The following is a 26,161-nucleotide window of genomic DNA, read 5'->3' on the forward strand; positions in this document are numbered from 1 at the left end:
TCATGGGTCACGATACGACATCGACAACCGCTCCGGCGTCTTCCAAACCGAACCGTCTCATCCATGCCGCGGCAACGATCGTGGCACGTGTGCTCGGTGATCGGGCGGCGGCCAGCATCAGTCTGCGCATGACGCTGGCCATGACCGTGATCACGCTGATCGGCAGCGGATGCCTGATCGCCGGTGTGCTGCTCGGTTCCCGGCACGAGTTCAGCGAGCGCGGCATCGATCCGAACGATGTGAACGCGGCGGCGTCATCGGTTGGCACGTGGGTGATCGATCAGAAGAAGGCGTTGGCGTTCATCGTGCTGTTTTCGCTGGGTATCATCGTGGCCACGGCGTTGGTCGGCTGGTATTTTTCGCAGCGCGAGTTGGCGCCGTTGCACGAGGCGCTGCGATTGCAGAAGAATTTCGTCGCCGACGCCAGTCATGAACTGAAGACGCCGCTGACGGTGATCAGTCTGCAGACCGATCTGGTCGAATACCGCCAGTCGCGCGGCATGCCGATCGACGATGCCGTGAAACAGTTGCGTGACGATGTGGATCGGATGAACGACATCATCAACGACCTGCTGCTGGCGGCGCAGGGGGCGCAAAAACCCGAACCGGTTGCATTGGGCGAGGTGATCGACGAGGCCATGTCGACGGTGGATCTGCTGGCCCGCAGCAAGCAGGTGACGGTCGACTGCAACGATGCCACGGCGATCACGGTGCTGGGCGGACGGTTTGGCCTGGTGCGATGCATGGTGGCCGTGCTCGACAATGCGATCGCACACTCCCCCGCCGACTCGCACGTTCGCGTAAATGCGTATACGACCGGCGAGTCGTTGCGTGCGGGCAAGCGTCAGGCGGTGATTCTGGTGAGCGATCAGGGCAGCGGCATCGGCGACGATCCGGAACGACTGTTTCAGCGGTTCGCGCGGGCGGATGACGGCACTGCGCATCAGGGGTATGGGCTTGGGCTTGCGTTGGCACGTGACGTGGTGTCCCGCTATCACGGCTGGATTGATGTGGAGTCCTCGTCATCGCAAGGCACCACGATGCGAATCACGCTGCCGGTGGCGTGATACGTCATGATGACGTTCGTGACACGCTGATTCGGCACGCCGGCCGCGTCGAGTGAGCCAATCGGTGAGCCGCCGAAAATTGCAAAAGGTCCGTGACCCATTCGGATCCCGGACCTTTATCCGTGGAGCTAGGGGGATTCGAACCCCCGACCCCCTCCATGCCATGGAGATGCGCTACCAGCTGCGCCATAGCCCCGTCAGCTGATCACCATCACCGCGATGGCAATCTGACTGGTCTCGTTCGGACTTGAGACATAGTACGCGTATACCGTACTTCATGCAACCATCGGCGTGTCTCATTGCACCGACGTTGTGTCGACTATCGAATCGGACGCAGTTCGAGATGCGCGTGCGCGTCGACATCACTCCACTTGACCGGATATCCGGCCCCGTGCGCGCAGAACACCGAGTCGGGCGTGTTCTCCAGATCGGATTCGGGATCATAGTCGGCTGATTCGATCACCTCGTCGGCGTTATGGCAGGGACGGTATCCGCCGAATGTGCAGCTGATCTGCCCCTGACCGTGCGTGTACGCGTTGACGTCCATCGCATAGTCGCGCATTTCGGAAACCGGTGCCGTGCCGGACAGCACCGCATACTCCCCGTCGTTCGACGGTGGGTCGAATTCGCCGCTCATGCGCTGCACGTCGGCCATGGCACGGCCGATCATGTCCTGCGGCACCTCGAGACGGAAGTCGTACCACGGCTCCAGCAGTCGGCAGTGTCCGTCGCACTTCGCCTTCATCAGTCCCTGACGGACCGCACGATACGTGGACTGACGGAAATCGCCGCCTTCGGTGTGCTTCTCATGCGCTCGCCCGTTGATCAGCGTGATGCGCATGTCGGTGATCGGGAAGCCGGCTAGCACGCCGAGATGCTCCTTCTCCCCCAGATGGGTGAGCACCAGACGCTGCCAGTTGCGGTCGAGGATGTCCAGACTGCAATCGGAGCCGAACGTGAGCCCGCTGCCGGCCGGAGCCGGTTCGAGCATCAGGTGCACTTCGGCATAGTGGCGCAACGGTTCGAAGTGGCCCACGCCTTCGATGGGCTCGGTGATCGTCTCCTTGTAGAGGATGCCGCCGGGACCGAAATCGATGTCGAGCGCGAACCGGTCGTGCATGATCTGCCGGATGATCTCCAGCTGCACGGCACCCATGAGCTGCACGTGGATCTCCTGCAACCGTTCCTGCCAGGTGACGTGCAGCAACGGATCCTCGTCGTCGAGCTCGCGCAATGCGGAGAGGACCTTGTGCACGTCGTTGTCGCCGGGCAGCACGGTGTAGGTCAGCACCGGTTCAAGCGCGGGTTCGCCGGCGTCCGGCTCCACTCCCAATCCTTCGCCGGGGAAGGTGCTCGTCGGGCCGGTCACCGCCACCACGGCACCGGCATGGGCCTCGTCGACGAGCGTGAATCGGGCCCCCGAGTACACACGCACCTGATCGGCCTTCTCATGCCAGATCGAATCGGAGGGCACCGCCGACGATGCCGGGGACGCCGACGGAGCCGGAGCCGTTTCCCCACCGTCGGCCGACGCACTCCGCTCGTTGGTCAGCACGCTTTTGACCGGCAGCGTGCCGCCGGTCACCTTCATCCACGTCAGCCGTCCGCCCTGCTTGTCGTGCGAAATCTTGAACACACGCGCACCGAACTCGTCGCCATGATCGGGTTGACGGACCAGCGCACGCAATCCATGAAGGAATTCGTCGACGCCCTGCAGTTTCAACGCCGATCCGAAATAGCAGGGAAACACCTTGCGTTCGGCGATCAGTCGACGAACGGTCTCGACGGTCAGCCTTCCCCGGTCGAGGAACTCGTCCATGGCCGATTCGTCCTGCGTGGCCATGGTCTCCAGAACGTCATCGGGCAGATTGGGAAGATCGGACGGATCGTGGGAATCGGACAGGGTCGATGACTCGGACGTCGCAATGGTGGCAGAGGCATCATCGACGCCGCTCAACCCGTCGAACGGCACGCAGGCGTCGGAGAACCGGGCGCGCATCTGCTCCAGCACGGCCTTGCCGTCCGCGCCCACGGCGTCCATCTTGTTGACGAATACGAATGTGGGTACACCGTACCGTGCCAGCAGACGCCACAGCGTTTCCGTGTAGCCGCGCACGCCATCGGAGGCGCCGATCACCAGAATCGCATAGTCGAGTACACGTAGGGTGCGTTCCATTTCGGCGGAGAAGTCGACGTGGCCGGGGGTGTCGAGCAAGGTGATACGCAGATCGTCGAGGTCGATCACCGCCTGCTTGGAGAAGATCGTAATGCCGCGCTGCTTCTCCATGGCATCGGTGTCGAGGAACGCGTCGCCGTGGTCCACGCGACCGAGCGAGCGGATCTGACCGGACCGGTAGAGCAGTCCTTCGGACAGCGTGGTCTTGCCTGCATCCACATGGGCGAGGATGCCCACCACAACCTGTTTCATCGTCACCTCGGCGCGCTCAGTCGGATTCATGTCACATGATGGCTCACATGATGGCGGATTTCACGGGATGACACGGGGGCCACCGCAAATCGCCATCATTCGACAGTACCGGCACCCGTGCACCGCGGCGCGCGCACGGGACGGTATGGATTGAGCTGAGACATCGACGACGCCCGCCGCCGTATCGACCGCCGACGGCTCCTGTCACAAACCGAGGATCTTCGCAGCGGTGCCGTACAGCACCTTGCGCTCCTCCTCCGGATGCAGATGCCAATCGCGAATGTTCTGCACCCCTTGGGCAATCGGACCCAACGGGAACGACGAGCCGAACAGCACCTGATCGGGGACCATGCGCTCCGCCGCCTGGCGAAGCTCCGGAGAGGCGTTGCCACGCGTGCCCTCGAAGTCGGCCAGCAGATACAGGTTCGTGTTCATGAACGCGATCGGCACCATTTCCGCCACCCACGGCCATCCGGCATGCGCGGCGACGAAGATAAGCTTCGGGAACGTGGTGACCACGCGGTGGACCTGACGCGGAATGGTTGGATCGATAAGATCGCTGGCGAACGCACTGACCGTCGCCAGGACCGGAAGACCGAGTTCCTGCAGACGCTCATAGATCGGGAAGACGCGTTCGTCGTCGAACCGCACGTCATTGCCGCCAAGCGGCTCGATGGACACCCCCTTGGCACCGCGCGCCACAACGTCCCGCTCGATCACGTCCAACGCCTCCTGAGGATTCGCCACGTCGAGGAACGGGAACACGAGAAACCGCTGCGGATCGCGGGCCGCATAGTCGAACAGTTCGGCGTTCGTGGTGTTGTACACCTTGCGCCCGGGCAGCACGGCCTTGACCACATGGGCTTCGTCGAGCTCGGTGCGCAGGGATTCGTAACCGCGGTCGATCGCCGCCGCGGTGATGTCGTATCCGAATCCGGAGAAGAACCGGCGAACCATCGTCTCGGAGAACCCGGCATCGTAGTGTTCGGAGAACGGGCGTAGACGGAAGTCGATGACGGGACCGAAGTCATCATTGTCATAATTGCCGTTCGCGGATGCGGCGGATTTCGCGGAATGTGCGGACTGTGTCTTGTTGTTCGACGATGCGCTTGTCATGGAGATCCCCCAATCTCGTTTTCGATCCCGTGTGGCCTGTGCAGCCCGTGTGGCCCGTATGGCCTGGGATTCGGCATTGCGGTTGCATTGCAGGCAATGGTATTCAGATCAGGGTGTTGCAAATGGGCGGAACCTCACATTCCGAACACCGGCGTTATAGACAATGGTGATGTCTCGTTCAATGCCGGTTCACAACTCGCAGGCGCCTTCGACGCCAACGCACAATACCGTCTCGATAACGCACAGCAACCGCGCAATAACCGCAATAACGAACGGTGGCCCGCGGTCCAAAACCGAACCGCGGGGCCACCGTGTAGGGGCGTCGCGTCATGCGATCACGAACGTCATGCGCCCGATATCATGCGTTGTCGTCACGCCTTGGCGACGGTCACGCCGAGCTCCTTGGCATCGGCGTCGGCGGTGATCTCCACACCGGCCTCAGCCAGGGTCTCCGCGGCGATCAGGTCGCGGAACTGCTCGGCCTTGGGGGCGTCGGCGGCGGGCACGACCAGCTTCAGCGCGATGCGATCGGCGATGTCGAGTCCGGCGTCCTTACGGGCGTCCTGCACGGCGCGGATCACGTCGCGGGCGTAACCCTCGGCGATCAGGTCGTCGTTCAGCTCGGTGTCGAGGATCACAAAGCCACCGGTCGGCAGTGCGGCGGACACGGAGTTGGCGGCCTCATGCGCGTTCTCCTCCTCCACACGGTTGATCAGCTCGTACTCGCCCTCGACGAGTGCGATCTCACCGTTCGGAGTCTCGGCCACGGGAGCGCCGTCCTCGCCGACATGCCAGGCACCGGTCTTGGATGCCTTGATGGCGAACTGGACGTCCTTGCGCAGACGCTTGCCGGCCACACGGGCGTTCACCTTGAGCTCGTGGACGATCTTGAGACCCTGGGATGCGGCATCCTCCATGGTGCAGAACTCGATGTCCTTGACGTTGAGCTCGGACTTGAGGATCTCGGCGTACGCCTTGACCGCGTCGGCGTCCTCCACCACGACGGTGAGCTTAGCGAGCGGCTGGCGCACGCGGATCTGCTGGGCCTTGCGCAGCGACAGCGTGCCGGAGACGACCTCGCGCACCTTCTCCATGGCGTCGACCAGTGCATCGTCGGCCTTGAGGGTGTTGCCGAGCTCGGTCGGCTCGCCGGTCTTCTCGTCGGCGAGGAACGGCCACTCGGCCAGGTGCACGGATTCGCCGCCGGTCAGACCGCGCCAGATCGTCTCGGTCTCCATCGGAGCGAGCGGGGCCATCACGCGGCACAGCACCTCGAGCGCGGTGTACAGGGTGTTGAACGCGTTGGCGTCCTCCTGCCAGAAGCGGTCACGGGTGTTGCGGATGTACCAGTTGGTGAGCACGTCGATGAAATCGCCCACCTCGTCGCATGCGTCGGAGATGGCGAACTCGTCGAGCGACTTCTGCACGTTGGCGACCAGCTTGCGCAGACGGGCCAGCAGGTAGCGGTCCATCTCCGGCAGTGCGGCCACCTCGTCGGCGGTGATCGCACGGGCGTCGAAGCCCTCGCCCTTGTTCGCCGCGTTGGCGTACAGCGTGAAGAAGTAGTAGGAGCTCCACAGCGGCAGCATGATCTGACGCACGGTGTCGCGAATGCCCTCGGACGTGACGATCAGGTTGCCGCCACGCAGAATCGGGGACGACATGAGGAACCAGCGCATGGCGTCGGAACCGTACTTGTCGAACACGCCGTTGACGTCCGGGTAGTTGCGCAGATGCTTCGACATCTTCTGGCCGTCGGAACCGAGCACGATGCCGTGGCAGATCACGTTCTTGAACGCCGGACGGTCGAACAGGGCCGTGGCCATCACGTGCAGCAGGTAGAACCAGCCGCGCGTCTGGCCGATGTATTCGACGATGTAGTCGGCCGGGAAGTGCTGCTCGAACTTCTCCTTGTTCTCGAACGGGTAGTGGAACTGCGCAAACGACATGGAACCGGACTCGAACCAGCAGTCGAGCACGTCGGAGATGCGGTGCATGTGGCTCTTGCCGGTCGGGTCGTCCGGGTTCACACGGGTCAGGTTGTCGATCCACGGACGGTGCATGTTGATGTTGCCGTCCTTGTCGCGCGGGTAGTCGCCGAAGTCGGCCTTGAGCTCCTCAAGGGAGCCGTACACGTCCACACGCGGGTACTTCGGATCGTCGCTCACCCACACCGGGATCGGGGAACCCCAGAAGCGGTTGCGGGAAATGGACCAGTCGCGCGCGTTGGCGAGCCACTTGCCGAACTGGCCGTCCTTCACGTTCTCCGGGATCCAGTTGATCTCCTGGTTGAGCTCGAGCAGGCGCGGCTTGATCTTGGTCACGGACACGAACCAAGAGCTCACCGGCTTGTAGATCAGCGGCGTGGCGCAACGCCAGCAGTGCGGGTAGGAGTGCACGTAGCTCTTCTCCTGGAAGAGGATGGCGCGCTTGTCCTCGTCGATCTGGGCGAGCGGGCCGTCTCCGGCACGCAGGTTGCGCAGGATCGGCAGGTTGGCGTCGAACACGAACATGCCCTCGTATTCGGGGCACTGCGAGGTGAAGCGGCAGCCGGCATCGAGCACGTCGGTGCTCTTGATGCCCTTGGCGTTAAGCGTGTTCATATCGTCCTCGCCGTAGGGGGCCTGGTGGACCAGACCGGTACCTTCGACGGTGTCGACGTAGTCGGCGGTGAAGATCGTGTATCCCTGCGGACCGGGCACGTGGCCTTCGGATTCGGCCTCGTCACCGGCGAAGTACGGGAACACCGGCCAGTAGCGCCAGCCCTCCATCTCGGCGCCCTTGAGCTCGCGGACGATCTCGTAGTTCTCGCCGAGCTCCTTCTCGTAGTGCGGCAGTAGGGCCTTGCCGAAGTAGAACTTCTTGCCGGCGAACTTGCCTTCGATGGGCTTGACCTCGACGTAGTCGATGTCGGCGCCGACCACGATGGCGAAGTTGGTGGGCACGGTCCACGGCGTGGTGGTCCAGAAGACGGCGTAGGCGTCCTCATCGCGCAGCTTGACGGCCACGGACACGGTGGTGTCCTGACGGTCCTGATACACGTCGGCGTCCATGCGCAGCTCGTGCGCGGACAGCGGCGTGCGATCCTTGGGGCAGTACGGCAGCACACGGTAGCCCTGGTAGGCGAGGCCCTTCTCGTACAGCTGCTTGAACGCCCACATCACCGACTCCATGTACGGGATGTTCAGGGTCTTGTAGCCGTGCTCGAAGTCCACCCAGCGGGCCTGACGATGCACGTAATCCTGCCATTCGCGCGTGTACTTGAGCACGGATGCACGGCAGGCGTCGTTGAACTTGTCGATGCCCATCTTCTCGATCTGATCGACCGAGTCGATGCCGAGCTCCTTCTGCGCCTCAAGCTCGGCGGGCAGACCGTGGGTGTCCCAGCCGAACACACGATTGACCTTGCGGCCCTTCATGGTCTGGTAGCGCGGGATCACGTCCTTGGCGTAGCCGGTCAGCAGGTGGCCGTAGTGCGGCAGGCCGTTGGCGAACGGAGGGCCGTCGAAGAACACGAACTCATTCTGGCTGTGGTCGCCGGAAGGATTGCGTTCAACGGACTTCTGGAAGGTATCGTCCTTGTCCCAATAGTCGAGGGTCTTCACCTCGAGATCGGGGAAGCTGGGATTCGGGGCCACATGCTCCAGACTGGAGTCGGCTGCGGCCTTCGGGAACTTGTTGCTCACCGCTGGTCTCCTCATTCACAGTGTCACCATTACTACTGCTACGAGGACGACCGGCGTTCCACGATGATCACGAACATGCCCGGGCACATCCGCCATTCGTCGCGGCGCGTACCGACCGCGGTACCACCTCGCTTGCCGCACCGGTGTTCCAAAACCTCGTGGAACGGTGATGCGACCGCTTGTCTAGGGCTGTGTCGGGCCCACCCGCCGGTTCTAATAAGCCGCGCCACGCATATCCACATTGGACTTGGGCGACGTGCGACCGTTCTTCCGGAAGCTCCCCGCTGATGACGGATCGATGCTTACCATGTCACATGATAACACCGCCACGCGGACGCATGTCGCGCGCATCCAGGAAATGTGACCCGCACGACATCGTCTGGTAAAGCTACGTTTTATTCATTCATAGACGAAAATGGCACTGAGAATGATTCTCAGCAATACTTTTTCACTCAGCAAGCTACTCTGAGATGGACCGTTTTCACTATCGAATTTACAGCTCTATCTCTTCCTCGACCATGTTCCATCTTGTACCGCACAACGAGCGCTTACCAGTATTTAGTATGCAGAATTTAGTATGCAGATTATGTGATCATCGACGATTCGTTGCGTCTCTTAGTACGAACCCCGTTTGTCGAAAGCAATAAAGACCTGCCATGTTCTTTAGCTGTTTTGGCATACAGCGTCATGAGAAAAACGCTCACCCGATGCAAACTCATGCAGTAGATTTCATGATCTCCTACAGCATAGCCCTTCACAGCATCCGATTTGCCGAATAATGCGGAACGGGCAGCCAGGCGGCGGACGACCAGATGGCAGACAACCAAGTGGCAGACAACCAAGTGGCACGGAACGGACAAATAGTAGATCGGCGCATTCTCTGCCACGAGCCGTGGCACGGAATGGCGAAACCTCCACACGGGTCATTCCCTGCCACGGGTCACGGCAAAGAATGACAAGATCGCCCAAATCGACGCTCCCTGCCACGATTTCCTGCCACACAATGACCAGCAGGGCGTTTTGCGCGTTCCCTGCCACGATCGTCCGGCAAGGAACATACGAAACCGGTTCCAGCGACGTTCCCTGCCACGGCCGTCACCCCGTTATCACGCCCAGGACCGAGAAAACGACGGAATTCACGCCATATTCACTGGATTTACGCGCGAATAGGACGGAATTTCGCGGCAGGAAACGACGGAAAACCTCGTATCGTCATTCCCTGCCACGCCCTTTGGCAGGGAATGACAGCAACCGCCCATATCTCGTTGCCTGCCACCACAATCACTGGAACCTGCCATCCCGAATCCACCCCCAGAAGCCCCCTCCCAGAAGCGCAACCAGACACCTGCCACAACCGATCACTCTCCCCGAGCCCGAATCCCATCTCCCCTACTCCCAGACCACTTCCCGACGACATCACAACCAATGGCAGCCAAAACCAATCACACACCTACCGAGACACTCCCCACTACGAGGATTGGACCAGTAGGATGAGAAGCGTGAAATAAGAAATCTACTCGTCACATTGCCTCAAAACAAAAATCTACTGTTCATGAGAGCAGAAATGACGACTCCATACCGGTGTAAAGAATCAATGCCTTTCCACTGCAGAGGCGTCGTATGAATGCATGATACGCATAACAGGAAGACCTCGCCCATATAAAACATGGTCGTCTTCGGAACACCTCCGAGGATGTCCGAAGACGACCATGGCATGCGCGGTAACGCGATCTGCCTCGATCCGTTTGACCGTTAACGGTCAAACGGTCATGCGGTCATGCAGTCAGCGTATCGCAGCCAACGCCATGCTCAGCGCTGAGCCTTGCGCCGGTTGAGCACGAACGCGCCACCGGCCACGAGGGCGAGCGCCGCGAAGACCGCCGCGCCGACGATGGCCGTGCCAGTGGCGGACAGTTTCGGTGTCTTCTTGGCGTTGGTCGTAGTCTTCGTCGTGTCGATCGTCTTGCCAGTTCCCGTCTGGGTGCCGGCGTTATTGGTGTCGCCCGGCTGCGAGGCGGCCGTACCGTCGTCCTTCTCGAACACGGCCTGGATGGACACGTCCTTGTTGGTCATGGCGAACGTGTTGTCCTTGACCGTGACACCGCCGTAGAGCACCTTCCACTCCTTGAAACGGTAACCGTCGTTCGGCGTGACGGTGAGTGTCACCTGATCGCCCTGAGCAGCGGTGGCAACGTTCGCGGATGCCGTGCCGTTGCCGTCACCGCTCACCTTGACCGCATACTTCACCTTCTGCGTGTTGGGCGTGCGCCACAGCTGGGTGCCGTAGAACGGATTGGCTGTGCCGATCAGCAGATAGTCGCTGGTCTTGGCGAAGATACGCAGACCATGGTTGTACCGGTCTCCAAAGCCGTTGTCGGTCAGGGTCTGCACGCTCACCTTGCCGTTGCTATCGGTGACGGTATACAGGTCAAAGCCGCGCTTGGAGGTCTTCAGATACTTGTACGACCTGGCATAGGCCTCAAGATTATCCTTGGTGGTGAGCTTGAGCAGCATGTCGTACAGGGGCTTCAGATTGTCGGGAACGGCAAGCTTACCGTATTCGTCGAGCAGCTGATCATATGCCTCGCGGAAGCTCTGACCATCGGACGCCTTGGCACCGATCAGGGTGTCGAGCGTGTTGAGCTGGTTGTTGAGATCGTTGAGTCGATCGGCGAACGCGTTGTCGGTGATGGATCCGGGGACGATGGTGCCATCGTTGATTCCGGCAACGAGCTTGACCCTCTGGTCGTCTGTAAGGCTGACCTTGGCGTCGGATGTATTGGCGTTGCTGCCGGAATCCGCACTCATCGTCTGTGGCATGGTCTGTGCCTTGCGCTCAGACGCCTGTTCCACTGCCTGCTTGACGAGATCGGATGCGTCTGCGGATACGGTGTCGGGGGTTCTGGCGGAGAACGTTGCCGCACCGGCCGCGCCCGAATCGTTGCCGGAATCGTCGGGGCTGGCTGAACCGTCGGAATTGGTGGCATCCTTGATCAGCAGTTCAAGGAACACACGCAGATAGTTGATCTGACTCTTCCACTCCTCCGGCGTCATGTGGATCAGATCGCCGTTGGTGAACTGGGCGATCGGTTCGAGTAGCGTCGTCGTGTCCATCGTGCCGATATACAACTTGTCTTCGTAGACGGTTGCCTGCCACGTGTACTGGTTCATGTGGGTGTCGTATCCGGTGCCCTTGCCGGAGATGCCGCCCTCGGGGAACATGTCGGTCGGGTCGCCTACCACGAGTTCGATGTTCTCGTTGGCATCCATACGATACAGGTTGATGGACTGCTCGAGGTTGGTGGCCTGCGTCACGAAGTTCTTCTGCAGTACAAAGCCCTGCAATGCGCTGGACACGTCGTTGTAGTCGCCGATGTACAGGTGGTTCTTGTATTTGACGAGCGTTGCCGCGCCGGCGCTGATGCGCGACGGGTCGATGCCATACGTGTACTTGGCGCCCTGTGTAGTGTCGCCCACCACGCGACTCCACGTCCAGCTGGAACGTTCGGTCGGATCACCGTTCACGGTTCCACGCCAGATGGCGAACGCCTTCTTGGTGCCCTGCGTGTTCTGATTGGCGGGTGTGCCAGTGCACACCACCACATAGAGCTGACCGTTGAATTCAATCACCTGGTAGATTCCGCCGCCCCCGTTGACATCGGTACGATGCCAGGCTGGCTCACCGCCGAAATCATCCATGGTGGCGATGGTCTTGAATGAGTCCTTGCCTGCGGACGGATCCTTGGAGGCGGTGAGGAACACGCCGTTGTTATCGAGCGCGCCGGCGATAAGCGTGCCGTTGAAATCACCGATCGCGCGGGTGGATGTGAACACGTTGTCGGCCACCAGTTTGTCGAAGCGGGCCTTGCCCTGCTCGCTGGTCGTCTTGTCATCGGACAGGATGCCCAGCGCATCGTACACGCAGGTGATCTTGTCGTTGTTTTCCGGATCGATCTGGTAGATCACCGGGAAACCGTTCTGCACGGACAGCGCAGTGGCGAGTTCACGCTGGTTGAGGTGCATGGTATCGACCACCATGCCCACGAAGTAGATCTTGCCGTCAAGCACGAGCGCGTCGCGGAACGTGGGCATGACACCGGTTTCGCGCGACATAAGAACCTTCGTCTCGCCGGTCTTCACGTTCACCTTGACAAGGATCCCGCCCGATTGCACGCCGTCGGGCTCTCCGAAGTACAGGTTGCCGTTGTACATGGTGTCCATGGCGGCTTTCATCGCCTCCGCGGACATGCCCGGCACGCTGTAATTGAGAATGGTGGAAATGCCCAGACCACCGTACATGGTGTTGATATACACCCAGTCGCCGTAGACGGCGGATGCGTAACTGTATGACTGGCCTCGGGCGCCATTGCCCTCGGCGCTCACACCCTGCTCATACGGTTTGACCAAACCGTTACCGGCATAGTCGACAATGCCGTCGTTGGTTTCCACACCGGAGCCGGCGTGCGAGATCTTACTGAATGTCATGCCGTTGCCGGCTGTGTAGGTGGTTGTGGGGTTGAGCGTGGATGCGGTTCCTTCCGCAGCCGATGCCACAGGGGCGATCAGCATGGCAATCGATGCCACGACTGCGGCCGCGACACCTGCGATACGACGTCCGGAGCGGCCGGAGCGGTCTCCCCCACTGATATTGCGTTTACTGCGATTATCGATATCCCCGATGCGTCTATGGCGAGATATGGCCATGAATCTTCCTTCTTCATATGCCGAGGCTGACTCGATGGACGGGGGTACTGCTTCATTGCGTCATTGCATCGGGTCGTACCGGCAGACCGTTGTACTGGTACCGTCCTCTGATGAGAACCAATCTCCACCATACGCGTATGGGACTACATACGGGGGTACATCATTAAGTCGAGTGACGATCATAGACCAATCTTCAATTTCTGAAGTATTTTCCATATCCTGCAGACGTCAATCTCCAAGTTCTGAAGTTGATCACGACCAATAACGCGGTATGGGCGTTGGAATTCCAACGTCCATACCCCGAAACTCTTTCCCGGAGACTTCAGAACTCGGAGATTGATGGCTGTATGACGCCGAAATTACTTCAGAACTTGAAGATAGGCGAAGATAGGCGGGAAGCAGACTGCAACAGCACGCAAACGGGGAAGCCCAAAGGCAGGGGCATCAGGCGGCCGCGCGACGACGGTCGATCTCCTCCTGCAGTTTGAGCAGGTCGCGGATGGTGGACAGCGTGTGGAAGATGATCTCGCAACGGTGGGATGCGGCGTGCTCGCCGGTCAGCTGCTTGTGAATCAGTTCACGCTCCTCATCCTTTTCAGTGCCGTGAAGCGCCACGTTCATGCGTACGCAGAAGCCGACAGCCAGAGACTTCTCATCCTCCGTGGCAAGCTCCTCGTGAAGCTCAAACGGCTTGTTCGTCGGATCCTCATGCGTCAGCAACATGGCCAACGCGGCAGGCACCGGTTCAACCTCCTGCGACACGTTGCGCAATATGCGAATAATGCTCTGATTGAGTTCGCCCTCCTCAACCGCTTCGATGAGCCGTTCCACATTGTCGGGCTTCAGGTCGGCATGGCATTGCTTCTGAATCTGCCGACGGATCGCGAAGGCGATAAGGAGACCAAGCATCGTGGCCTTCTGACGGCCGGGTTCGATGTGGCCTTGGTGGGAGTGGGAGGATTCGGATGCCTGCGACGACTGCGCGTCGCGCGGAGTCTGCTGTTCGCTTGTCATGGTTTCCAGCCTAGTCCGCGGAACGCCGAGCCGCAGCCGTAGCGTACGGTATGTGGGCCGATTCACGCTGCGGCATGTTCACACGGGCGGTTGCAAGCCATCCTGTCATCGGCGCAGATCGCATGAATCTGCATATATCTCCAGACCGCTCATACGCATCCAGACCGATCGACGTCTACTTATACAGCGCTTCGACGCTCATGACATCATCCAAACCCGGCAACGATTCCCCAGAACGCGAGGTGCGCAATCGAGACAAGCTATAATTCCGCCGCTCAAAGCATTTCCGCACATCCTCAACGGGGACAGGCCGCCACGAGACCTCGCCAATGCGATCTCCTTCGACACGAAGCGTAACCCACGCCATACGATGTCGCTGCGTCCACCCGGGCATGGGATCGGGTTCACCGGTCAGAATCGTCCAATCTTCCGCGCTGACATACGCCAGGCTCTCGACCTCGCAAGTGGGCAGATCGTTGCGGAATACGATTCGATACACCGGACTCTGTTCCACGTTGTCCTCACCATGCCAATCGCCATCCCACACCAGCGCAGTGCGGAAATCGTCGGTGTTCACGGCGACTATATGCGGATCGGCGAACACATCCGTCGCAGACGGTTCCCTGCTGGACCGTTTCCGCGAATACACCGCGTACACGGCCGCGATGATGGCGACAAGCAGCAAGAGGCCGGGAAGCGCCATATTCCCCCAATCGATCTCCCCCATCTGAATGCCCTCGCCGTACACGATCACCCATGTGCCTTCAAGCGCTTTGAATATGCCGAACAATCCGAGGACTCCGACCACCACGGCCACCAGAATCGCGAATACTCTTCCGGCTTCGTTATCGGTTTCCTTGCGCTTGATCTGGTCGCGTACTTCCAAAGCGGTTGTGCGCGATCCCGTCAGCCAGATTGGATTTTCGATCGGGCTCAGTCGCTCAGTAGACACCGTCCGTGAATCCCCATTTACACCTTCCATATACGCCCCCATGCCATGCATATACACCGGTTTGAGTTCCGGATTCATTTTCTCTCGGATACGGCAACAAGACAACGGCCTCGAATCATCCGTACACCCACCCGGTTGATCTGGATATACCCGGATTCTTATTCTGGGTATACCCGGTTGATCTGGGTATACCCGGTTAGTTTAGGAGTGGAAAAGAGGGTGCTAGTGACATGGTTTTACCCAGAGCCATCCGTCATGACCCGGTTTGACCCAGATCCCTGTCCGGTTTGACCCCGAATCATGTCCTATTAAACCCAGATCTTTGTCCTGTTCTACCCAGAACGGAGTTGGGTGAGTTCTGATATGTCCGTCTTGCCCCAGATTGCTGTCCTGATTGACCCAGAGGGATGATCCGTGGTTGAGGATGATGTCATCTTGGAATTCGCTGTCTGAACAGTCGTTCGATTCTTTGCTGTGGGCCCGGAATCATCCCCGTGCATAGAGGGGAAACACCGAAATGACTGATCACCACAAGATATCCGCTGCGAATCATCCCCACGCGAGGGGAACACTTAGACGTCGAACCGATTGGAAAACTGATCGGGAAAATCAAAAGGTCCGCACTCCCCTATCGGAGAATGCGGACCTTGATCCGGGATGCGGAGATCTCAGCGCGATGACGACGCAGTTGCATCGTCACGCGCAACCACGAGCAACCACGCGTAACCGGGCAACATATAGCCACGCAACCGACATCACGCACAGTCGCGCAACCGCCCCTAATCCGCTAATCCAGCTCCACGGCGCCCGTGTACAGCTGGTAGTACTCACCCTTCTGGGCGATGAGCTCGTCGTGCGAACCGCGCTCGATGATGTTGCCATGATCGAGCACCATGATCACGTCGGAGTTGCGCACGGTGGAGAGGCGATGCGCGATCACGAACACGGTACGCCCCTTCATCAGGTTGTCCATGCCGGCCTGCACCACTTCCTCGGTGCGGGTGTCGATGGACGAGGTCGCCTCGTCGAGGATCAACGCGGGCGGATCGGCCACGGCGGCTCGCGCGATGGAGATCAGCTGCCGCTGCCCCTGGGACAGGCCGCTGCCGTCACCCTCGAGTACGGTCTGGTATCCCTGCGGAAGCATGCGGATGAAACTGTCCGCGTTCACCAGTCGCGCCGCCTCGATGCACTCTTCGTCGGTGGCATCCAGACGACCGTAGCGGATGTTGTCCATCACGGTGCCGGTGAACAGCGTCACGTCCTGCAGCACCACGCCGAGCGAGCGGCGCAGGTCCGGCTTGCGGATGCCCTTGATGGAGATGCCGTCGTAGAGGATCTGGCCTTCCTGAATGTCGTAGAACCGGTTGATCAGGTTGGTCACGGTGGTCTTGCCGGCACCGGTGGCACCGACGAGCGCGATCTTCTGTCCCGGCTTGGCGAACCAGGTGATGTCGTGCAGCACGGGCTTGTCGGGGTTGTAGCCGAACGTCACGTTGGTGAAGCGCACGTCGCCGCGCAATAGCGTGAGGCGTCCGTCGGGCGAGGTGATCGCCGATTCGCGGGCCTTCACCGCCACCTCGCGGGCCTTGCCGTGCAGTTTCTCGGCGGCGCGCAGCGAACGAGTGCCGTCGTCGCCCTCCTCGCGCTTCCATGCCCAGTGGCCGGTCTCGCGATCCGTCTCGGTCATGGTGCGGCCGTCCTCGCCGAGCTCCACGTTCACCAGGGTCACGGTGCCACCGTCGGTTTCGACCGGCTCGTCCATCAGCTGGAAGATGCGCGATGCGCCGGCGAGCGCCATCATCACCATGTTGAGCTGCATGGAGACCTGCCCGATCGGGTTGATGAACGAGCGGCTGAGCGTGAGCAGCGAGATGAGCGTGCCGAGCGTGAGCGGGCCCGCGCCGGAGAGGCCGAAGTTGCCGACGCCGGCGAGCGCCATGGCTCCGCCGATGATGGCGAGCAGGATGTAGAGCATGTAGCCCATGTTGCCCACAACCGGCATGGTGACGTTGCCCCAGGTATTGGCTTCGGCGGAGGCTTCGAAGAGCTCCTGGTTCTTCTGGTCGAAGGTCTTCTGGGTGGTGTCCTCGTGGTTGAACACCTTGATGACCTTCTGGCCGTTGACGGATTCCTCGACGAACGCGTTGACGTCGCCGAGCCAGTGCTGCTGCTTGACGAAGTAGCGTCCGGCACGACCGACGATCGCACGGATGATCATGAACAGCATCACGGTGAACAGCAGCACGAACGCGGTGATCGGCACGCTGAGCCAGAGCATGGAGATGACGGCCGCGATCGAGGAGATGGCTGCGGCGAACATCTGCGGGAATGACTGGCTGATGGCCTGTCGCAGCGTGTCGGTGTCGTTCGTGTAGCGGCTCATGATGTCGCCGTGTTCGTTGGTGTCGAAGTAGCGGATGGGCAGACGCTGCTGGTGGGCGAACATGTCGTCTCGGATTTTCTTGAGCGTGCCCTGTTCGACGGCGACGACGAGCCACTGCCAAAGCCATCCGCAGAAGATGCCGGCCACGTACAGGCATCCGATGAGGGTGATGGCGCGCAGCAGCGGCCCCCAGTCGGGGTTGGCCTGGCCGACCATCGGCAGGATGTACGTGTCGATGAGGGTCTGCAGGAACAGTGCGGATCCTGCCTGTGCGGCGGCTCCGACGAGGATGCAGACGACGATGACGACCACGTGCACCTTGTATTGCAGAATGTATCCGAAGATGCGTTTTATGGTGCCGGGTGCGGGCTTGCCGATGCCGGGTTTGCGATTGCCGAACGCGTTCTTGGTGGCGGACGCGGACTGTGCCTGGTTGTTCTGCGCGGTCTGGTTGTTCTGTTCCGTCATTATCGTGCACCTCCTTCGGCGGTGGGAGCGTTGTGGACTTCGTGGGCCAATGACTGTTCCTCCTCGGGCAGTTCGGTTTCGGCGCTGTTCAGCGCATTGCCCGCGGAACGATCGACCGGCGAGGTAGCGTCATCCGTCACGTCCTCCGGCCGGCCCTGGTTCTTGGTCTGGGATTCGTAGATGGACCGGTATTCCTCGCAGGTGAGCAGCAGTTCGTCATGCGTGCCGCGTGCCATGATGCGACCGCAGTCCATGACGAGGATCATGTCGGATTCCTGCACCGAGGAGACACGCTGGGCGATGATGATCTTGGTGGTGTCCGGGATCTCGTTGTGGAACGCCTCACGGATGAGTCGGTCGGTCTTGGTGTCGACGGCGCTGGTGGAGTCGTCGAGGATGAGGATCTTCGGCTTCTTCAGCAGTGCGCGCGCGATGCACAATCGCTGGCGCTGGCCACCGGACACGTTGGTACCGCCCTGTTCGATGTACGTGTCGTACTTGTCGGGGAATTCCTGGATGAAGCTGTCGGCCTGGGCGAGCTGGCAGGCGTGCCGCAGCTCCTCGTCGGTGGCGTTCGGGTTGCCCCAGCGCAGGTTTTCGGCGATGGTGCCGCTGAACAGCACGTTCTTCTGCAGAACCATGGCCACCTGGTCGCGCAAGGCTTCAATATCGTATCGGCGTACATCGAGACCGCCGACCCGCAGGGATCCGGCGGATACGTCGTACAGACGGGGTATGAGCTGAACAAGCGAGGATTTGGAGGAGCCGGTGCCGCCGACGATGCCGATGGTCGCGCCGGACGGGATGTTCAGGTCGATGTCGTCGAGCACGGGCTTTTCCGAACTGTCGGAGTAGCGGAAGGTCACGTGGTCGAAGTTGATCGAACCGTCGGCCACGGTCATGACGGGCTGGTCGGGATCGGTCACGGTGCTTTCCTCCTGCAGCACCTGGCAGATGCGTTCGGCGGACGCCTGCGAGATGATCACCATGACGAAGATCATGGACAGCATCATCATGGCCATGAGGATCTGCATGGCGTAGGTGACGAGCGCGGTCAGATCACCGGTGGTCAAGCCCAGTGCGGCGTTGTTGCCGGAGTCAGCGATCTGCACGGCACCCATCCACGAGATGAGGATCATGGAGCCGTAGACGCAGAGCATCATAAGCGGCATGTTGAAGCTCATGATGCGCTCGGCCTTGATGAAGTCCTTGAAGATGCGCTTGGAGATGCGGTCGAACTTGTTGATCTCGAACGATTCGCGGTTGTACGACTTGACCACGCGGATGCCCTGCAGGTTCTCGTCAACCACGTTGTTCAGCTCATCGTACGTGTGGAACACACGCTCGAACACGGGGTGGACGAGCACGGCCAGACCACACAGACCAAGTCCGAGAATCGGGATGCAGGCGAGGAACACCATGGAGATGCTCGGGCTGATGCGGAACGAGAAGATCCACGCGACGATGACCATGATCGGCGCACGCACGCCCATGCGGATCATCATGGCGTACGCGTTCTGCAGATTAGTCACGTCGGTGGTGAGCCTGGTGATGATCGAACCGGTGGAGAACCGGTCGATGTTGGTGAAGCTGAAGTCCTGCACCTTTTCAAACTGGTCATGACGCAGGTTCTTGGCGAAACCGGCGGCGGCGATGGCGGCGAACTTTCCGGCAAGGAAGCCGCAACCCAGCGAAACCAGCGAACAGCACAGCAGAATCAGGCCGAACTTGATGATGGCGGGCATGCTGCCGCCCGTGATGCCCTGATCGATCAGCGTCGCCATGATCGTGGGGATCACGATCTCCAGCACGCTTTCGATGATCACGAACACCGGAGCCAGCAGACTGTGCTTCCGGTATTCGCGCAGGGACCTTCCCAGCGTACGGATCACATGCTTGGGCTTGTCCGGTTCAACGGCCTTGCGCGCCTTTTCGATGGCCGCTTCGGTGGCGGCTGCGTCATCGGCCGGCCGCGTCTTCGTGTTTGCGGTAGTGCTCACGCGTTCTCCTCCTTCGTGTTCTTCTTGATGTCGTACTTATTGTTCTGATTGCGGTGATTCACGATGTCGTCGTCATGGTCCTCCGAGGCCGCGCCGTGCTCTCCCCGTTCGAACCGTTGCTGCGCCGCGGCGATGTTGTCGCGCATTCGGCGCACATAGTCGTAAAGGGCGCGCTCCTCCTCTTCGGAGAATCCTCCGACCAGCTGCCGTTCCATGCGCTCGCCGTTCGCTTTGAGGTCGGCGACGATGGCGTCAGCCTTCGCCGTCAGCACGATCTTCTTCAGCCGTGCATCGTGGGCGACCGGTTCGCGGATGATCAGCCCTTTTTTCTCCATCAGTCCCAGCACCCGCGACGCCGTGGAACGGGTGATACAGAATTTCTGCTCGATGGTGTGCTGGTAGATGTCCGTGCCACGGTTGCGGGCGAGGAACATGATGATGCGCGCATTGCCCCCCGTGGCGTCCGCGGCCGATTCTGGCATGGTCTCACCGAGATACCGGTCGACGGACTTACATAGGGCGCGCAGTTCAAGACTCAAAAAGCGTTTGTCCATGCGGCTCCTTGATCTCACACCCTCGCGGTCGACGACTTCTCGTCATTGCCGTCAATCCGCAATAGGAAATGTTGTATATGCAACGAGACACTCTAATACGTATCGTATACAACAGTTGCAAATGCAACAATTCGGTGTGTCGAAAGGGCAATCGCCGAGTTCTGTGCGGATTATTCGGCTTGCAGACATCAATCCGCGAGTTCTGAGCGGAGAATTTGCCTTACCCCAAGTACGACCCTTGATATTGCAAGCCTCATACTTCGCTTTTCGTCCCGGCAACGCACAGAACTCGAAGATTGGTGTCTGCACTCCTTTGAAATCCGCACAGAACTCGGAGTTAGGTCAAGTCACGCCGCTTCGGACAGGCTCGGCGTGGACTGGGTGTCGCCGCCGTCCTTGCCGGCCGCCGTGCCCGACGTGCCGTGCTCCTGCTCCTGTTTGCGCTCGTCGTTCTCCACGGCATCCGCATCCACGCCAGCGGCCTCGGCGGCCTGACGCTTGGCCTCGGCCTGCTTGGCGGCGGAGATCATGAGCTTGATGCGGTTGAGCTGGTTCGCCTGCGAAGCGCCCGGATCGTAATCGATCGACACGATGTTCGCCTCGGGGTGCTGTCGGCGGATCTCGCCGAACATGCCGCGTCCGGTCACGTGGTTCGGCAGGCAGGCGAACGGCTGCGCACACACCACGTTCGGCGCGCCGGACTCAATGAGTTCGAGGATCTCGGCGGTCAGCAGCCAGCCCTCGCCGGCCTGCACGCCCACCGACGTGACCTCGCCGGCCTTCTTCACCAGCTCGGCCATCGGCAGATCCTGCTGGAACTTGCCGTGCGCCAGATCGATGGCCCGGCGCACCGGGTTGAGGTAGCGATCCAGTCCCCAGCGCATGAGCGCATACAGTTTCTGGTTGCCGCCCATGCCAAGGTTGTGCTCGTTCCAATCCGTGATGTACGGGCGGGTGGTCATGAACTCCATGATGCCGGGCACCACGGCCTCGCATCCCTGGGATTCGATCACATCGACCACATGGTTGTTCGCATCGGGATGGTACTTGACGAGGATCTCGCCCACCACGCCCACGCGCGGCTTGCGCGGAATGTCACGCAACGGCAGCGCATCGAACGACTTGACGATCTCCTTGAGCAGGACCGGGTACGGCAGGTATCCCTTGCCGATCTTCGCCTTGGCGGTCTTCGAGAACCCATGGTGCTCGATCACCTCGCGGGTGATCGTGTCCCACATGCGGTACAGCTCGTTCGCGCTGCCCTTGACCTTCTCGTACGGACGCACGCGGTACAGGCACTTGAGGAACATGTCGCCCACGATCAGCGCCTTGATCGCACGATGCAGCAGCGCCGGGGTCGGCGTGAAGCCGGGGTTGGATTCGAGTCCCTGCGTGCTCAGCGCGATCACCGGCACCTGCGGGTATCCGGCGTCGATGAGCGCCTTGCGGATCAGACCGAAGTAGTTCGTGGCACGGCACATACCACCGGTCTGCGTGATGGCGAGCGCCACCTTGTCCGGATCGTACTTGCCTTCGACGATGGCGTTGACGAGCTGGCCGACGACCATGATGGCCGGGTAGCAGGCATCGTTGTTCACGTACTTGAGGCCGAGTTCCACGTCCTCGCGGCTGGCATGTTCGAGGACGTCGAACTTGTAGCCGCCGGAACGGATCACGGATTCGATGAGCGACATGTGCATGGGGCTCATCTGCGGCGCCACGATGGTGTAGTCCTTCTTCATGGACTTGCCGAAGGGGATGCGGTTGGCGTACTTCGACATGGTGGCGGTGTTGTGCGCGTTCTTCTTGGTCTGCGTGCTGGCCTTGGGGTTGCCGTCCATGACGGCGTCGAGCAGCACCTGACGGCCGGGCGTGGGGGCCTTGGAACCGGTACGGCGGAATTCGCCGGTACGGCCCTTCGGCGCGCTACCCGCTCTGGTGCCGGCACCCGCACCTGGCGCTCCGGCACCCGTTCCGGCAGCACCAGCACCCGCGCCAAGCGCGATCCTGTACGGCTTATCCACGAATCCGGCGTCCAGGTTGGCGGCCGGCATGGTAGCCTCCACCTCGGCCTGGGCGGCTTCAAGCTGCGCCTTGGCCTCCTCGAACCGGGCCTGCGCCTCGGCGAGACGATTCTCGGATTCGGTTTCGCGACGCACCTGCTCGGCGGTGATCTGCGCGGCGTGCTCCTCACGCTTCTTGTTGGCCTCACGCTCCTCCACGGCGGCCTTGAGCGAGCGCAGTCGGATCTTGGCGGCACCCAGGTTCGACACCTCGTCGATCTTGAGCAGCGTATACACGTCGGCCTTGTCCGCGAGGATCTCGGAGACCTGATCGGTGGTGATGGCGTCAAGTCCGCAGCCGAAGGAGTTGAGCTGCACGAGCTCGAGTCCCGGGTAGGAGGCCACAAAGTTCGCGGCCGCGTACAGACGCGAATGGTAGGCCCACTGGTTGGTCACACGCAACGGCATGCGGGTGACCTTGCGGTCGCCCACGTGACGGAATCCGGCGGAGTCCTTGGTCCGCGGGTTCTTCTCCCCCTCGGCGAGATAGTCGCTCAGATGCAGGTCCTCGCCGGGCTGCAGCTCGCAGATCGAATCCTCGGACAGCACGACCATGCCGAGCGCACAGATCGTCTCGGGAATGCCGTGGTTGATCTCCGGATCGATGTGGTAGGGGCGTCCGGCGAGCACGATGCCACGGCAGTTGTGCTCCTTCATGTAGGCGAGCGCGCGCAGACCCTCCTGCTGCACGTCGTGCTTGAACAGCTTGTCCTCGGCGTACGCCGCCTTGACGGCCTGTTCCGCCTCCTCACGCGTGACGTTGGCCCACGCGAACTCCTCGACGATACGGTCGACCATGAGGTCGTGGTTGGCGAGGTTGAAGTAGGGGCGCATGTAGCGGATCGACGGGTCGCGCAGTTCGGGCATGTTCGCACCGATCACGACCGGATAGTTGGCCACGACCGGGCAATTGTAGTGGTTGTCCGTGTTCTCGACCAGATTCTCCTCGTAGCTCACGCACGGGTAGAAGATCGTCTTGACGCCCTTGTGCAGCAGCCACTTGATGTGGCCGTGCACGAGCTTGGCCGGGTAGCAGATGTTCTCGGACGCGATGGAGTCGATGCCCGTCTCGAACAGTTCGTGGTTGGACCGGCCGGAGATCATCACCTTGAAGCCAAGGCTGGTGAGCAACGTGAACCAGAACGGGTAGTTCTCATACATGTTGAGCACGCGCGGGATGCCGATCTCGCCGCGGGTGGCCTTCTTGTCGGTGAGCCTGCGGTAGGCGAAGCACCGCTTGTACTTGTATTCGTACAGGTTGGGGCGGTCGCTGCGCTTGCGTTTGCTGTCGCCGCCGCGCTCGCAGCGGTTGCCGGTCACGTAGCGGGAGCCGTCGGCGAACGTGGTGATGGTGAGCTTGCAGTGGTTCTGGCACAGCTTGCACACGTCACGTTCGGAGGTCATCGACAGGTTGTCGAGTTCGTCGCCGGAGAGGATCGAGGAGCGCTTGTCCGGATCGTCATCGTCGTTGTAGTGCATGCGCGCGGTGAGGGCGGCGCCGAACGCACCCATGAGGCCGGCGATGTTTGGTCGGGTCACTTCGCGCTCAGTGAGCAGTTCGAATGCGCGCAGCACAGCGTCATTGAGGAAGGTGCCGCCCTGCACGACCACGGTGTCGCCGAGGTCGCCGGCGTCACGCAGCTTGATCACCTTGTACAGGGCGTTGCGCACGACGGAGTAGCACAGGCCGGCGGCGATGTTTTCGATCGACGCGCCTTCCTTCTGCGCCTGCTTGACGGACGAGTTCATGAACACGGTGCATCGCGAGCCGAGGTCGACCGGGTGGTCGGAGGCGAGCGCCTTCTGCGTGAATTCCTGGATGCTCAGTCCCATGGACTGGGCGAAGGTCTGCAGGAACGATCCGCAGCCGGACGAGCATGCCTCGTTGACGGCGATCGAGTCGATCACGCCGTCGTTGATGGCGAGGTATTTCATGTCCTGTCCGCCGATGTCGATTACGGCGGTGACGCCGGGGCTTACCATTTCCGCACCGCGATAGTGGGCCATGGTCTCGACCACGCCTTCGTCGAGGTGCAGGCCGGTGGTGATCAGTCCTTCGCCGTAGCCGGTGGCGCAGCTACGGGCGATGTACGCGTCGTCCGGCAGTTCGCTTTGGATTTTCTTGACGATGTTGACGGCGGCGGTCAGCGGGCTGCCTTCGTTGTTGGCGTAGCTGGACCAGACGATTTCACGATCGTCGTTGACGAGTGTGGCCTTGATGGTGGTGGAGCCCGCGTCGATGCCGAGGAAGTGCGGTCCGTGGGCGCCTTCGAGCGTGCCGATGTGGATGTGTTCGCGGTGGTGACGCTCGTTGAAGCGTTCGCGATCCTCTTCGGTGTTGAACAGCGGAGGCATGGTGGGCGTGTTGCTCGGCAGGTTCTTCAGGTTTTCCAGCGCCTGGAGGATGTCGGTGAGCGTGCGCGCCTCGTAGTGGACGGTGCCTTCCTCGTTCTGTTCGGAGTCCTCCTGTCCGGCGAGCAGCGCGGCGCCGTATGCCACGTACAGGTGTGCGTCCTCGGGGGTGATGAATTCCTTGACGCGATCCTTGAGCGCCCGGCGGAATGCCTCGCGCAGTTCGGAGAGGAAGAACAGCGGGCCTCCGAGGAAGATCACGGTGCCGCGGATCGGGCGTCCGGAGGACAGGCCGGCGATGGTCTGCGTGGCCACGGCCGTGAAGATGGATGCGGCGAGGTCGGGTTTGGCCGCGCCGTCGTTGATGAGCGGCTGGAGATCGGTTTTGGCGAACACGCCGCATCGCGAGGCGATCGGGTAGAGCGTCTCGTAGTTCTTGGCCATGTTGTTCAGACCTGTGGCGTCGGTGTCGAGCAGTGTGGCCATCTGGTCGATGAACGCACCGGTGCCGCCTGCGCATGAACCGTTCATGCGCTGTTCGGGTGTGGGCTTGAGATACGTGACCTTGGCGTCCTCGCCGCCGAGTTCGATGATCACGTCGGCCTGCGGATACTTGGCGTCGATCGCCACGGTTTCGGCGATGACCTCCTGTGCGAACGGCACGTGGAGGTTGTCGGCGAGGCCAAGGCCACCGGATCCGGTGATGGACAAGCGTACGGGTTCGTCGCCGCGTCCCAGTTCCTCGAGATGATGGTGGATGTCGGTGAGCAGTTCGGCCACCGTGGCACGCACGTTGGCGTGATGTCGCCGATAGTCGGCGTAGAGAATGTGCTGGCCGGGGGCGGCCAGCGGCGATTCGTCTCCCCCGTTTTCCTCGGTCTGGACGCCGTCCTTATCCAGGACCACCGCCTTCACCGTTGTCGATCCAATATCCAGACCGATCCTGATGCAGTCGTTCGTCTTCAACTCCGGCATACCTTTTCCTTCAATTCGTCCGTGTGCCTCTTCACGCCTACCCGGCCGCGCTCACTTCGTTTTTTGCTGCAACCCTTCATATGCGTTCGCACATTTCCTTGTAGTATCGTAGTCGTCACTACGGAACGTGGACGATCACCAAACCGTTACACGCCCGTATTTTGAGCCGACAGCGAATGATTCTCGACATACCTCGCAAAGTTGTTCGTTCTGCCATCACTGATTCCCCGCAGTTCCGTATCCACACACCTGGGAGTGTCTCGGGAGGTGTGTAACCGGAATTGGTCGCATGCGTGCGTCGGATACGCACTGGATCGGGTCTCCTACTGCGGGTTCGTCCCGGATGTCCGTCGGATACGCAGTGAAGCACGCCCTTCGGTGCGGGTTTGCCATACA

General features: G+C 61.0%; 11 protein-coding genes and 1 tRNA gene. 1 reads left to right on the forward strand and 11 read right to left on the reverse strand.

Annotated elements, in window-relative coordinates:
* Window positions 1-2: 2 nt before the first annotated feature.
* Entirely contained in the window at window positions 3-1,067 is a 1,065-nt protein-coding gene (locus BTIS_RS00950) for a sensor histidine kinase (RefSeq protein WP_094661795.1), read from the forward strand.
* Between the two features lie 123 nt (window positions 1,068-1,190).
* Here the strand turns inward: BTIS_RS00950 and BTIS_RS00955 are convergent.
* From BTIS_RS00955 to BTIS_RS01005, 11 genes are all read right to left on the reverse strand, one after another.
* Window positions 1,191-1,263 (reverse strand) — tRNA-Ala (locus tag BTIS_RS00955).
* Between the two features lie 123 nt (window positions 1,264-1,386).
* Window positions 1,387-3,495: a GTP-binding protein gene (locus BTIS_RS00960; RefSeq protein ID WP_094661796.1), complete on the reverse strand. Its 2,109-nt coding sequence runs from the start codon at window positions 3,493-3,495 to the stop codon at window positions 1,387-1,389.
* Window positions 3,496-3,699: 204 nt separating this feature from the next.
* Entirely contained in the window at window positions 3,700-4,611 is a 912-nt protein-coding gene (locus BTIS_RS00965) for an amidohydrolase family protein (RefSeq protein ID WP_094661798.1), read from the reverse strand.
* Between the two features lie 371 nt (window positions 4,612-4,982).
* Window positions 4,983-8,297 carry a mupirocin-resistant isoleucine--tRNA ligase gene (ileS, locus tag BTIS_RS00970; RefSeq protein WP_420807000.1) on the reverse strand — a complete coding sequence of 1,105 codons (3,315 nt, stop codon included), beginning with the start codon at window positions 8,295-8,297 and terminating at the stop codon, window positions 4,983-4,985.
* A gap of 1,809 nt (window positions 8,298-10,106) precedes the next feature.
* Entirely contained in the window at window positions 10,107-13,001 is a 2,895-nt protein-coding gene (locus tag BTIS_RS00975) for an InlB B-repeat-containing protein (RefSeq protein WP_245819184.1), read from the reverse strand.
* Between the two features lie 444 nt (window positions 13,002-13,445).
* Window positions 13,446-14,015, reverse strand: coding sequence for a hypothetical protein (locus BTIS_RS00980; protein ID WP_094661804.1), 570 nt, complete (start codon window positions 14,013-14,015; stop codon window positions 13,446-13,448).
* A gap of 175 nt (window positions 14,016-14,190) precedes the next feature.
* The gene (locus BTIS_RS00985; protein ID WP_143248828.1) at window positions 14,191-14,967 is read right to left on the reverse strand and encodes a hypothetical protein; all 777 of its coding nucleotides are present in this window, start codon (window positions 14,965-14,967) and stop codon (window positions 14,191-14,193) included.
* A gap of 787 nt (window positions 14,968-15,754) precedes the next feature.
* Entirely contained in the window at window positions 15,755-17,821 is a 2,067-nt protein-coding gene (locus BTIS_RS00990) for an ABC transporter ATP-binding protein (protein ID WP_094661808.1), read from the reverse strand.
* Entirely contained in the window at window positions 17,821-19,605 is a 1,785-nt protein-coding gene (locus BTIS_RS00995; protein WP_245819205.1) for an ABC transporter ATP-binding protein, read from the reverse strand. The genes BTIS_RS00990 and BTIS_RS00995 overlap by 1 nt, the downstream gene beginning before the upstream one ends.
* A gap of 212 nt (window positions 19,606-19,817) precedes the next feature.
* Window positions 19,818-20,375 carry a MarR family winged helix-turn-helix transcriptional regulator gene (locus tag BTIS_RS01000; RefSeq protein ID WP_169713036.1) on the reverse strand — a complete coding sequence of 186 codons (558 nt, stop codon included), beginning with the start codon at window positions 20,373-20,375 and terminating at the stop codon, window positions 19,818-19,820.
* Window positions 20,376-20,722: 347 nt separating this feature from the next.
* Window positions 20,723-25,765 carry an acyl-CoA dehydratase activase-related protein gene (locus BTIS_RS01005; protein ID WP_094661812.1) on the reverse strand — a complete coding sequence of 1,681 codons (5,043 nt, stop codon included), beginning with the start codon at window positions 25,763-25,765 and terminating at the stop codon, window positions 20,723-20,725.
* Window positions 25,766-26,161 lie beyond the last annotated feature (396 nt).

It is taken from the genome of Bifidobacterium tissieri (genome assembly GCF_002259645.1).
Taxonomy (GTDB): Bacteria; Actinomycetota; Actinomycetes; order Actinomycetales; family Bifidobacteriaceae; genus Galliscardovia; species Galliscardovia tissieri.

Coding starts and splice junctions, on each gene's coding strand:
- BTIS_RS00950 (WP_094661795.1), top strand. CDS start 3: ATGGGTCACGATACGACATCGACAACCGCTCCGGCGTCTTCCAAACCG.
- BTIS_RS00960 (WP_094661796.1), bottom strand. CDS start 3,495: ATGAAACAGGTTGTGGTGGGCATCCTCGCCCATGTGGATGCAGGCAAG.
- BTIS_RS00965 (WP_094661798.1), bottom strand. CDS start 4,611: ATGACAAGCGCATCGTCGAACAACAAGACACAGTCCGCACATTCCGCG.
- BTIS_RS00975 (WP_245819184.1), bottom strand. CDS start 13,001: ATGGCCATATCTCGCCATAGACGCATCGGGGATATCGATAATCGCAGT.
- BTIS_RS00980 (WP_094661804.1), bottom strand. CDS start 14,015: ATGACAAGCGAACAGCAGACTCCGCGCGACGCGCAGTCGTCGCAGGCA.
- BTIS_RS00990 (WP_094661808.1), bottom strand. CDS start 17,821: ATGACGGAACAGAACAACCAGACCGCGCAGAACAACCAGGCACAGTCC.
- BTIS_RS00995 (WP_245819205.1), bottom strand. CDS start 19,605: ATGGCGACGCTGATCGATCAGGGCATCACGGGCGGCAGCATGCCCGCC.
- BTIS_RS01000 (WP_169713036.1), bottom strand. CDS start 20,375: ATGGACAAACGCTTTTTGAGTCTTGAACTGCGCGCCCTATGTAAGTCC.
- BTIS_RS01005 (WP_094661812.1), bottom strand. CDS start 25,765: ATGCCGGAGTTGAAGACGAACGACTGCATCAGGATCGGTCTGGATATT.